Annotated in this window: 9 protein-coding genes; 4 read left to right on the top strand and 5 right to left on the bottom strand. The window is 70.8% G+C overall.

Going from position 1 to position 10,421, the window contains the following annotated elements; genetic code table 11:
* The first annotated feature begins 283 nt into the window (after window positions 1–283).
* The 4 genes from ACRX5W_RS26085 (at window position 284) to ACRX5W_RS26070 (ending at window position 4,598) form a co-directional block, all read left to right on the top strand.
* Entirely contained in the window at window positions 284–2,176 is a 1,893-nt protein-coding gene (locus ACRX5W_RS26085; protein ID WP_436790756.1) for an ABC transporter ATP-binding protein, read from the top strand.
* 216 nt (window positions 2,177–2,392) lie between these two features.
* The gene (locus tag ACRX5W_RS26080) at window positions 2,393–2,995 is read left to right on the top strand and encodes a TetR/AcrR family transcriptional regulator (RefSeq protein ID WP_436790755.1); all 603 of its coding nucleotides are present in this window, start codon (window positions 2,393–2,395) and stop codon (window positions 2,993–2,995) included.
* Between the two features lie 549 nt (window positions 2,996–3,544).
* Complete coding sequence (locus ACRX5W_RS26075) at window positions 3,545–4,084, top strand: cysteine dioxygenase (protein ID WP_436790754.1); 540 nt, start codon at window positions 3,545–3,547, stop codon at window positions 4,082–4,084.
* A 103-nt stretch (window positions 4,085–4,187) separates the two neighbouring features.
* Complete coding sequence (locus tag ACRX5W_RS26070; protein ID WP_436790753.1) at window positions 4,188–4,598, top strand: four-helix bundle copper-binding protein; 411 nt, start codon at window positions 4,188–4,190, stop codon at window positions 4,596–4,598.
* 210 nt (window positions 4,599–4,808) lie between these two features.
* On the opposite strand, the gene ACRX5W_RS26065 is transcribed toward ACRX5W_RS26070, so the two are convergent.
* The 5 genes from ACRX5W_RS26065 to ACRX5W_RS26045 form a co-directional block, all read right to left on the bottom strand.
* On the bottom strand, window positions 4,809–5,054 hold the full coding sequence (locus tag ACRX5W_RS26065; protein WP_436790752.1) for a hypothetical protein: 246 nt from the start codon (window positions 5,052–5,054) through the stop codon (window positions 4,809–4,811).
* Between the two features lie 249 nt (window positions 5,055–5,303).
* Complete coding sequence (dnaK, locus tag ACRX5W_RS26060; protein WP_436790751.1) at window positions 5,304–7,184, bottom strand: molecular chaperone DnaK; 1,881 nt, start codon at window positions 7,182–7,184, stop codon at window positions 5,304–5,306.
* A gap of 88 nt (window positions 7,185–7,272) precedes the next feature.
* On the bottom strand, window positions 7,273–7,605 hold the full coding sequence (locus tag ACRX5W_RS26055) for an STAS domain-containing protein (RefSeq protein WP_436790750.1): 333 nt from the start codon (window positions 7,603–7,605) through the stop codon (window positions 7,273–7,275).
* Window positions 7,606–8,066: 461 nt separating this feature from the next.
* Complete coding sequence (locus ACRX5W_RS26050) at window positions 8,067–8,642, bottom strand: hypothetical protein (protein ID WP_436790749.1); 576 nt, start codon at window positions 8,640–8,642, stop codon at window positions 8,067–8,069.
* 130 nt (window positions 8,643–8,772) lie between these two features.
* Window positions 8,773–10,122 carry an FAD-dependent oxidoreductase gene (locus tag ACRX5W_RS26045; RefSeq protein WP_436790748.1) on the bottom strand — a complete coding sequence of 450 codons (1,350 nt, stop codon included), beginning with the start codon at window positions 10,120–10,122 and terminating at the stop codon, window positions 8,773–8,775.
* Window positions 10,123–10,421 lie beyond the last annotated feature (299 nt).

The following is a 10,421-nucleotide window of genomic DNA, read 5'->3' as shown; positions in this document are numbered from 1 at the left end:
CCGGGACACCCCCTGCCGCGGGGCACCGACCAGGACTACGTCCTGGTCGGTGCCCTTGTCGGGCCGCGTGAACGGATAGCGACGCGCGGCCCGACGAGGCCACCGCGCCCCGGAGCGGACACGGAACGGCGGGTGCCGCTCAGGCCGAGTGCCCCTCTCCTCCGCGTCCGCGAAAGACTCCGGACTTCTTGACATGAAGTTGGCTTCAGCTTCTACGGTTGCGGAGCACTGTTCACGAGCCCACTCCCCCGGGGTGGCTCGGCCCGTCGGGGAGGCAGAACCCATGTCGATGGAAGTCACCGCCTGGCATTCGCTGCGCGGCGTGTACGGCAGTCAGGAGCGCGGGCACAGCCCCCTGTCCCGCGTGACGCTGGGCCGCATCGCCGGTTTCGCCCGCCCCCACCGCCGGGGCATCATCTGGTTCCTGGCCGCCTCGGTGGCCACCGCCGTCCTGGCGGTCGCCACGCCGCTGATCGCCGGCCGCGTCGTCAACGCGATCGTGGACGGCGACTCGACCCGCACCGTCGTCACGCTCGCGCTGCTCATCGCCGGCCTGGCCGTCGTCGAGGCGGCGCTGGCGCTCGGCGGGCGGTGGCTGTCCTCGCGTATCGGCGAAGGGCTGATCCTGGACCTGCGTACGGCCGTCTTCGACCACGTCCAGCGCATGCCGGTCGCGTTCTTCACCCGCACCCGCACCGGCGCCTTGGTCAGCCGTCTCAACAACGACGTCATCGGCGCGCACCGGGCGTTCAGCGACATCCTGTCGGGCGTCGTCGCCAACGTGGTGACGCTGCTGCTGACCCTCGTCGTGATGACCCGTATCTCGTGGCAGGTGACGCTGCTGGCCCTGCTCCTGCTGCCGGTGTTCGTCATCCCGGCCCGGCGGATGGGCCGGCGACTCGCCCGGCTCCAGCGCGAGGCCGCGGACCACAACGCCGCCATGGGCACGCAGATGACCGAGCGTTTCTCGGCCCCCGGCGCGACGTTGGTCAAGTTGTTCGGGCGCCCCGAGGAGGAGTCCGCCGCCTTCGCCACCCGGGCCCGCAGGGTTCGCGACATCGGCGTGCGCACGGCGATGGTCCAGACGGTCTTCGTCACGTCCCTCACGCTGGTCTCCGCGCTGGCCCTCGCCCTGGTCTACGGCCTCGGCGGCTTCTACGCCCTGCGCGGCGACATGGACGCCGGCGCGGTCGTCGCCCTCGCACTGCTCCTGACCCGCCTGTACGCGCCGCTCACCGCCCTCGCCGGCGCCCGGATGGAGATCATGAGCGCGCTGGTGAGCTTCGAGCGCGTCTTCGAGGTCCTCGACCTGAAGCCTCTCGTCGCGGAGCGCGAGGGCGCGGTGCCGGTGCCCGACGGCCCGGCCTCGGTCGAGTTCGACGACGTCGGCTTCGCGTACCCCGCGGCCGACAAGGTCTCGCTGGCCTCGCTGGAGGAGGTCGCGACCCTCGACCACCGCGGCGGTGTCCCGGTGCTGCACGGCATCAGCTTCCGCGTCGACCCCGGCCGGATGGTCGCGCTCGTCGGCTCCTCGGGCGCCGGCAAGTCGACCATCGCCCAGCTCCTGCCGCGCCTGTACGACGTCGACTCCGGCGCGGTCCGCGTCGGCGGCGTCGACGTGCGCGACCTCACCGCCGCGTCGCTGCGCGAGACCGTCGGCCTCGTCACCCAGGACGGCCACCTCTTCCACGAGACCGTGCGCGCCAACCTCCTCCTCGCACGTCCCGAGGCCGGCGAGGACGAGATCTGGGACGCGCTGCGCCGCGCCCGGCTGGACGGCCTGGTCGCCTCCCTCCCGGACGGGCTCGACACGGTCGTCGGCGAGCGGGGCTACCGGCTCTCCGGCGGCGAGCGCCAGCGCCTGACGATCGCCCGCCTGCTGCTCGCCCGGCCCCGCGTGGTGATCCTCGACGAGGCCACCGCGCACCTGGACTCCACCTCGGAGGCCGACGTCCAGGCCGCCTTGGCCGAGGCCCTGCAAGGCCGGACGTCCGTCGTGATCGCCCACCGCCTGTCCACGATCCGGGCCGCCGACGAGATCCTGGTCATCGAGGACGGCCGCGTGGCCGAACGCGGCACGCACGACGAACTGCTGGCCCTGGGCGGGCGCTACGAGGAACTGCACCGCACGCAGTTCGCGGGGGAGGACGGACGCGAGGAAACCCTCGCGGCGTGACGCATGACGACGCGCCGGGTGGGCCCTCTTTTGATGGGGCCCACCCGGTGCTTTGTCGCGTACGCGGGCTTCTGCGGCCTCCGTCAGCCGGGGCCGGGGGCCGATTTGCAGCGAAAGGGATACGCCGCCGCCGCGCGTTCCGGCGTGGTCGACGCAGTTGGGATGATGTTGCATCTGTCGGCGCCCCCGCTGGGACGCCATGTCGAAAGGAAGCGCATGGCCGAGCCCCGTCGGCGCCGAGCTGCGACCGCAGAAAAGCTCGCGCGCCTCCTCGACGCGACCGAGGAGATCATCCTCCACGAGGGGTACGCCGCCGTCAGCTCGCGCAACGTCGCCGCCCGTGTCGGCATCAACGCCCCTCTCGTGCACTACTACTTCCCGACCATCGACGACCTCTTCGTCGCCGTCCTGCGCCGTCGCGCGGAGCAGATGCTGGAGCGGATGTCGGCGGCCCTGACCTCGGCCGAACCGCTGAGCGCGTGGTGGGAACTCGCGTCCGACCCCCGCGGCTCCTCGCTCCTCGCCGAAATGATCGCGGCGGCCAACCACCGCCCGGCGCTGCGGGAAGAGGTCGGCAAGGTGGCGCACGATCTCCGGTCCATGCAGATCGAGGCACTGCACGGGATCCTCGGCAACTACGGCCTCGACGCGGACGAGTTCCCCCCGGCCCTGATCGCCGCCACCATGCAGGGGCTCGCGTACGCCGTGGTCATGGAGGAAGTGGCCGGCTTCGACACCGCCCACGAGGAAGCCCGCGCCGCCATGACCCGCCTCGTGGCGCGCCTCGACCAACGACGGGCGTCCCACCGGGCAGGGTGAAGCGAGGGCGACGGGCGGAGCTTGCGAGGCGGATCGCCCGGAAACGGGCTCACGTGCGGCGGAAGGTGGTGCGTTTCCCGCACCAGGAAAAGCGCCACCTCTCGGTGGCTCCCTGCTTTTCCGCCCACCCGGCCTGCGGGTCGGTCGGTTTCCCGCAGCCGGGGAACAATCGGGCCGGCCACGGGCCGGTCCACACAAAACTGCGGCCCCCCACCGCAGCCGTTCCGGGGCCCTTTTCCTCTCGCGCCTCGCCTCCTCCCCCGACCCGTTCCTGACGAAACGTCACGTTGGCTGGGAAGACTGACAGTTGCGGCAGGCGACCGCCGCCTTCTCCATCGATTACACCGCGCTCAGCGCACGTGGACCAGCGCGAAGTCCGCCAACGCGCAATGCGGATATTCATGCATCCGTATTTCATCCATCATCGGAAAAGAGCGATTCCGGTTTCGGCTCTTCCCGCAGCCGACAACGCATTGTCGGCACGCCCACGAAGGCGGCGTCCCTCATCGGTGCAGCCATCCCGCGTCCCCCCGGATTTGGAGACGTCTTGTGAACGCACCCGCTCCGGAAACCCGCCCGCCACGTCATGACGAGGCTGCGCACACGCTGCTGGCATTCGCCGCAGAAGTGGCCGCCGACACCGGTGTTGTCGCGAGGCTCGTCCCGCACCCGACCGAGCGCACATGGGTGCGCCTCGCCGGCCCTGACGGGAGCGAGGCCTGGCTCATCGGCTGGCCGCCCGGCACCACAACCGGCTGGCACGACCACGGCGGCTCGTGCGGCGCACTCGTCGTGGTCCGAGGCGAGCTCACCGAGCACGCCCTCGCCATGCCCGCCCCCCTCACCTCCGGGCAGGCGGTCCGCGTCGACAACCCCGGGATCACGCAGCGGTGCGTGCCGCCCGGGCACGGCCTCGCATTCGGTCCGGACCACGTGCACGCCATGGCCAACGAGTCTCCGGGGACACCTGCGGTCTCCGTCCACGCGTACCACCCGCGGCTCCCATGGATGAGGAAATACCTTCTCACCGGCGACAGGCTCGTCGTGAGCCACATCGAGTACGCCGAGGAATGGACGAACGATCGCTGACCGGCCAGAGCCGTACGCCGACGCCCGGGCCCGGCATGCCGGTTCGTTTCAGGGGTAGACGCGCCGAGCCGTTCGCAAGCGGCACGACAACCCTGGAGGAATCATGGCAACTGCGGTCAAGGACATGCTGGACACCTACCCCGCCGACCTCGGCGGTGTGGACCGTCAGAAGCTCGCCCGCTGTATCGAGGAGTGCATCGCCTGCGCCCAGGCGTGTACGGCCTGCGCGGACGCCTGCATGTCGGAGGCGATGGTCGGCGAGCTGACCAAGTGCATCCGCACCAACGCGGACTGCGCCGACATGTGCAACACCACCGCGTCCGTCCTGTCCCGTCACACCGGCTACGACGCCAACATCACGCGCGCGGTCCTCGACGCCTGCGCCACCGTGTGCAAGGCCTGCGCCGACGAGTGCGAGCGCCACGCCGCGCAGCACGACCACTGCCGCGTCTGCGCCGAGGCCTGCCGCCGCTGCGAGCAGGCCTGCAAGGACCTGATGACGTCGCTCGGCTGAACCCCGCCGGGCCCGATCACCCGCAAGGGCCCGGACAACGCGGAAACCCGGTGGATCGCGCGGAACCACACCGCGGCCACCGGGTTTTCCGTACCCCGCCCACCAACGTGCCGACTACGTGACGGAGGACGGCTCGCCGGTCGTGAGATCCGTGCGAGTCGTCCTCACTTCGAGTATCGCGCGTTGGCGGCGAACATCAAGAGCCGGGCGTCAGCCGCCGGCCGGAGAAGTCAGGCCCGGCTGCCCGCCGTCGAAGCTGCCGCCCGCCCAGATGGCGAGGACGGAAGCGGCGACGATGACCAGGATCGTGATCGTGATCGTCACGAACCACACGGGCCTGATGGTGTTCTCGACGGGTGCGGGACGGGTGTAAGCGGTCGCTGCCCGCTCGATCGCGTGGCTGTCCTCGGGGACGGCTGCCGCAACGGCGTCGGGGCCCTGGCTCACTGTGGTCATGCGTTTCGCCTCTCTTCTGCTCCCGGATGGATCTACCACTCCGGGTGCTGCAACGTCCAGCCGGCAGCGATCCAAGTCTGCACGCCCGCAAGCGCGCATTCGGCTGCCGGGGGCACGGACCGCGGCGATGTGACAGACCGAACACCGCGTCCGGCACGCGGATCACGTAGGCGGAGGCGTCCGGTCCACGGCGTTGTCAGGTGGAGGGCGCAGCGTGGCGGGCCGCGCGGCGGCGGCTCGCGAGCGGGGTCATCCCGCACCTTCCTTCGGCGGCTGGTCATCGTCGACGACTTCGGCGTCGATCACCTCCTCGCCGCCGCCCGCGGCCCCCGAACTCTCGCCTGGGGCGCCGGGCGCGGGACCGCCCTGAGGCTGCGCGTACAAGGCGGCGCCGATCCGCTGCGCGGCGGTGGCGACCTTGTCGGTGGCGGCACGGATGGCGGCGGTGCTGTCGCCGTCGCCGGCTTCGTTTTTCAGCTTCTCCTGGAGATCCGTCAGCGCGTCCTGCGTCTCGGTCTTCACATCGGCGGGGATCCGGTCGGCGTTGTCGGCCAGCAACTTCTCGGTGCGGTAGACCAGTTGCTCGCCCTGGTTGCGGGTTTCGGCGGCCTCGCGGCGGCGCCGGTCCTCCTCCGCGTGCTGCTCGGCTTCGCGGACCATGCGGTCGATGTCGTCCTGGGGCAGCGCCGAACCACCGGTGACCGTCATCTTCTGCTCCCGGCCGGTGCCGAGGTCCTTCGCGGTGACGTGCATGATGCCGTTCGCGTCGATGTCGAAGGTGACCTCGATCTGCGGGACACCGCGCGGCGCCGGGGGCAGGCCGGTCAGCTCGAACATGCCGAGCTTCTTGTTGTACTCGGCGATCTCGCGCTCGCCTTGGAAGACCTGGATCTGCACGGAGGGCTGGTTGTCGTCGGCCGTCGTGAAGATCTCCGAGCGCTTCGTCGGGATCGTGGTGTTGCGCTCGATCAGCCTCGTCATGATGCCGCCCTTGGTCTCGATGCCCAGCGACAGCGGCGTGACATCGAGCAGCAGGACGTCCTTGACCTCGCCCTTGAGGACACCGGCCTGGAGCGCGGCACCGATCGCCACGACCTCGTCCGGGTTCACGCCCTTGCGCGGGTCCTTCCCGGTCAGCTCGCGCACGAGGTCCGTCACCGCGGGCATCCGCGTCGAGCCGCCGACCAGGATCACGTGGTCGATTGCGCCCAGCTCGATTCCGGCGTCCTTGATCGCGTTGTGGAACGGCCCCTTGCACCGCTCCAGCAGGTCGGCGGTCAACTGCTGGAACTGCGCGCGGGTGAGCTTCTCCTCCAGGTGCAGCGCACCCTCGGCGGAGGCGGTGACGTACGGCAGGTTGATCGTGGTCTCGGTGGCCGCGGACAACTCGATCTTCGCCTTCTCGGCGGCCTCGCGAAGGCGCTGGACGGCCATCTTGTCGCGGGTCAGGTCGACGCCGTAGTGGTTCTTGAACCGCTTGGCCAGCTCGTCGACGATCCGCTGGTCCCAGTCGTCGCCGCCGAGGTGGGTGTCCCCGTTGGTGGCCTTGACCTCGACGACGCCCTCGCCGATCTCCAGCAGCGACACGTCGAAGGTGCCGCCGCCGAGGTCGAAGACCAGGATTGTCTGGTCGTTCTCCTTGTCCAGGCCGTACGCGAGCGCGGCGGCGGTGGGCTCGTTGATGATCCGCAGCACGTTGAGCCCGGCGATCTCCCCGGCCTCCTTGGTCGCGGTGCGCTGTGCGTCGTTGAAGTACGCCGGCACGGTGACCACCGCGTCGGTGACGTCCTCGCCCAGGTGCTCCTCGGCGTCCCGCTTCAGTTTCTGCAGCACGCGCGCGGACATCTCCTGCGCGGTGAACCGCTTGCCGTCGATGCTGCCGCTCGCCGGGAACCGCCAGGCCGCGTCGCCCATGTGGCGCTTGACCGACCGTGCGGTGCGGTCGACGTTGGTCACCGCCTGCCGCTTGGCGACCTCCCCGACCAGCACATCGCCGTTCTTGGCGAAGGCCACGACGGACGGGGTGGTCCTGGCTCCTTCCGTATTGGTGATGACCGTCGGCTCGCCGCCCTCCAGCACACTCACCACCGAGTTGGTCGTCCCGAGGTCGATACCGACTGCACGCGCCATCTCGGCACACCTCCTCCTCGTCCTTGTCCTCACCTCAGGTGTAAAACCTGAGTCGCCTCATATCAAGTTTCCGGCGCCGGTTGCCCGCTCAGTGCTCCGCGGGCTCGATGCTGAACGCCCCGCCGGCGGGCGACAGGCGCAGATGCCGGGCAAGGAAGCGCGGGACGGCCCGCAGACGCAGGTCGCAGTCGTGCGTGCGTGCCATGCGCGAGCAGCCGACCAGGGCGCTGAGGCCGGCGCCGTCGCAGGCGACCATGGCGGACAAGTCGAGGATGAGGCGGTCGTGCGCCCCGACCGCAGCCCGGACCGCCGCCCGGAAGGCCGCGGCGGACGCGGTGTTCAGATCACCGCGCACCGCCAGGACGCAGCCGTCGTGGCGGCGGGCGTGCCGCACGACGACACCGAAGGTTTCGCTGATCATGGCTGCCCCGGACGTGCTGCACCGCGGTGACATATAAGTGCATACCCATACAAAGCAGGCTCTCCCGTCCGGGTGTCCGCGACCGCGACGGCCGGTCAGCCGCGCACTGGCGTACGCAAAGTGGAGAGAGGGACTGATGCGCCCGGTCCCACGCGCGCCTGTGTTGTACCCGCGCGGGCCAAGGACGGGCGGATGGGTCATGCGAGACGGTGCCCGTTCCGACGACGTTCCCGGCGCCGCCGGTGCGACGGACGGACTGGGCATGTGTCCGCAGGGCGCGACGGGGCTGACTTGCCGGGTCCTGAGGGACAAGACAGGCTTGTCCGCTCCGCACGCTGCGCTCGGCAGGCGCTGGTGTCAGTCGGTGGGTCGGGGGTTGGTCTGCGGGCCCGCCCGGGGTGGCGGGTGTCCCGGTGACCATGGGCGGTCAGGAGCGACATGGCCACCGGGTACGGGACTTGTCAGCCTGCCGACTTGTCCTGGGCCGTGCTCCCCGCCGTGTCGGCGCGGCCGGTGGTGGTGTAGTAGACGGAGCTGCCTTGCTTCCTGCGTTCGACACGACCTCGGGCGACGAGGCCTTCGATGGTGGTCCGCACAACCTTGTTCTTGATGCCGCGTTGCGGGTTGGCCGCAGCCAAGGCGTCGGTGATCTCCGCGGTCGAACGCGGTTCCGCGTGGGCGGCGAGGTGGCTGTGGATCAGTTCGCCGAGGGTGGGCTGCTGGGTGCCGGCTCGCTTGGCCGCGGTCTTCCTCGGCTTCGCCGGGGCGCCGGCCGCGGCCTTCTTCGCGCGGCGGGCGGGTTCGGCGGTGGCCTTCCGCGGCGCCGCGGCGGGGGCGCGGCCGGTCCCGGTGGCGAGGGCCTGGCGCATGCCCTCCAGCAGTGCCTGGTCCTGTTGCAGGGCCATCAACTGCTCCTGTAGCGCGGCGACTTCGGCGCCGATGCGCTCCTGTTCCTGCGTGTTGCGCTCCAGGTCCGCAGTCACCTGGGCCGCGTACTGTTCCTTGAGTTCGGTGGTCTCCGGCCTGACTTGGGCCATGACAATCGCCTCTCGTGGGGGGTGTGTAGTGCCGAGGGGCGGAGACTACCCCGCCCAGGGCCACTTGCATCAACGCCCATGCAGGCGGATACGTCACTGCCGGCACCTGACTGTCTTCGTCAGGGGTGTGTCAGGCCCGGCGGCTCGCCCGCGCCGCGCGCAGGAGTGTGCCCGGCCTCATGAGTGTGACTGGGCCGGCGAGCATGTGCATGACGTCGAGGAAACGCCGCCCGACGACCGGGTCGGTGACCGTGGCGCGCAGGACCATGTCGCCGAGGCCGGCGGCGAGTCGGAAGCCCGGGGGACGGGGTTCCCCACGCAAGTGGGGCAGGCGCAGGTCGTTCAGGACGGATGTCTGCCAGGCGTCGTCCACAGTGCGTCGGACGGCCTTGAAGTAGGCGTGTGCGGGCTGTCCCGGCAGGCTTCCCGATTCCAGTGCGGTGGCCAGGGCCGCGGCGTGCTGGGCCGCTGAGGACATGCCCTGGCCGTAGACCGGGTTGAACGAGGCCACCGCGTCACCGACGCAGACCAGTCCGGCGGGGAACCGCCGCAGGGTGTGGAAGTCACGCCGGCGGTTGTCAGGGTGGCGGTACGTGGCGACCTCGCCGACGAGTTCGGCGTTCGCCGCGAGTTTCCCGAACACCGGGGCCGGGTCGGTGCGGCAGCGGTCCAGGAACTCGCCGGGGGTGCGGCCTGGGTGGTCCTGGGCGTATCCGGCCAACAGCACGATCCACCGGTCGCCCTCGACGCGGCCGAGGGTGGCCAGGCGGACCCGGCCGTCCGGAAGGGTGGTGAGGGACTGGGCGACCATCGCGCCGCCTGCGGCGGTGACGTCCGGCGTACGCAGGAAGGCGGTGGCGTAGCCGAGGTCGACGGGTATGCGTCGCATCGGTGGCTCCGGCCAGCCGGCTTCGGTGAGCCATGACGTGATGCGGCTGCCCCGGCCGGTGGCGTCGACGACCAGGTCGGCCGACAGCGTCTCGGGCCGGGTGTCGCTCACGGCGCCGGTGGGTGTGATGCGCACGCCGTCGACGCGGTCCCCCGCGAAGGACAGGCCCCGGACGACACCGGTCCGGACCGTGATCGGGGCGCATGCCAGCACGCGGCGGCGTATGTGGTTCTCCAGGAAGGGCCGCGTGGCGCTGATCATGGGCAGGTCGCCCACCAGGACTTTGAGGCGGCCGTCGAGGTGGGCGTGCACGTCGCGCCCGCTGTTGGCCCGGACCGCCCCGGCTGCCACGAAGTCGTCGGTGAAGCCGGGGAGCCACCGCTCGACGCCTCGGCGTCCGGCTTCGAGCAGGGCGTGCATCTGAGTCCCTTGGGGGACACCACGGCGCGGCTCGTCGCCGCTGTCGGATTGTGCCGGGCTGTCGTCGAGTCGATCGCGTTCGACGATGACAACTTCGTCGGCGTGCTCGGTGAGCACCCGGGCGGCGAGCAGGCCGGCGATTCCTGCTCCGATCACGACGGCTGTGCGCATGGGGGTCCCTTGTCGTTCCCGGCGACCGCGGCCGTGTGCCGTGGTCGCAAAACGCGGCGAAACGCGCGGTGTTCGGTGGGAACGCGGGTCCCCCCGACGCGGCGTGCCCGCACCGACCAGAATGACCGGCAGCGGGCGGTCGGATAGCACAAAGACGAACGCCTACTGTGCACTTGGCCTTCCGCCGCCCGCGATCGGGGAGGTGGCCGTACGATGGCGACCCCGCCGGCGCAAGCGCGCACGGTCCCATCCGTGATCGGAGAAAGGTTGCCTCCCGTGAGTCGTCCAGCGGCCCATGC

It is taken from the genome of Yinghuangia sp. YIM S10712, from assembly GCF_051388935.1.
Classification (GTDB): domain Bacteria; phylum Actinomycetota; class Actinomycetes; order Streptomycetales; family Streptomycetaceae; genus Yinghuangia.
This window is presented reverse-complemented; position numbering and strand designations above follow the sequence as displayed.

Coding starts and splice junctions, on each gene's coding strand:
- ACRX5W_RS26050 (WP_436790749.1), bottom strand. CDS start 8,642: ATGGCCCAAGTCAGGCCGGAGACCACCGAACTCAAGGAACAGTACGCG.
- ACRX5W_RS26070 (WP_436790753.1), top strand. CDS start 4,188: ATGGCAACTGCGGTCAAGGACATGCTGGACACCTACCCCGCCGACCTC.
- dnaK (WP_436790751.1), bottom strand. CDS start 7,184: ATGGCGCGTGCAGTCGGTATCGACCTCGGGACGACCAACTCGGTGGTG.
- ACRX5W_RS26055 (WP_436790750.1), bottom strand. CDS start 7,605: ATGATCAGCGAAACCTTCGGTGTCGTCGTGCGGCACGCCCGCCGCCAC.
- ACRX5W_RS26045 (WP_436790748.1), bottom strand. CDS start 10,122: ATGCGCACAGCCGTCGTGATCGGAGCAGGAATCGCCGGCCTGCTCGCC.
- ACRX5W_RS26080 (WP_436790755.1), top strand. CDS start 2,393: ATGGCCGAGCCCCGTCGGCGCCGAGCTGCGACCGCAGAAAAGCTCGCG.
- ACRX5W_RS26085 (WP_436790756.1), top strand. CDS start 284: ATGTCGATGGAAGTCACCGCCTGGCATTCGCTGCGCGGCGTGTACGGC.
- ACRX5W_RS26065 (WP_436790752.1), bottom strand. CDS start 5,054: ATGACCACAGTGAGCCAGGGCCCCGACGCCGTTGCGGCAGCCGTCCCC.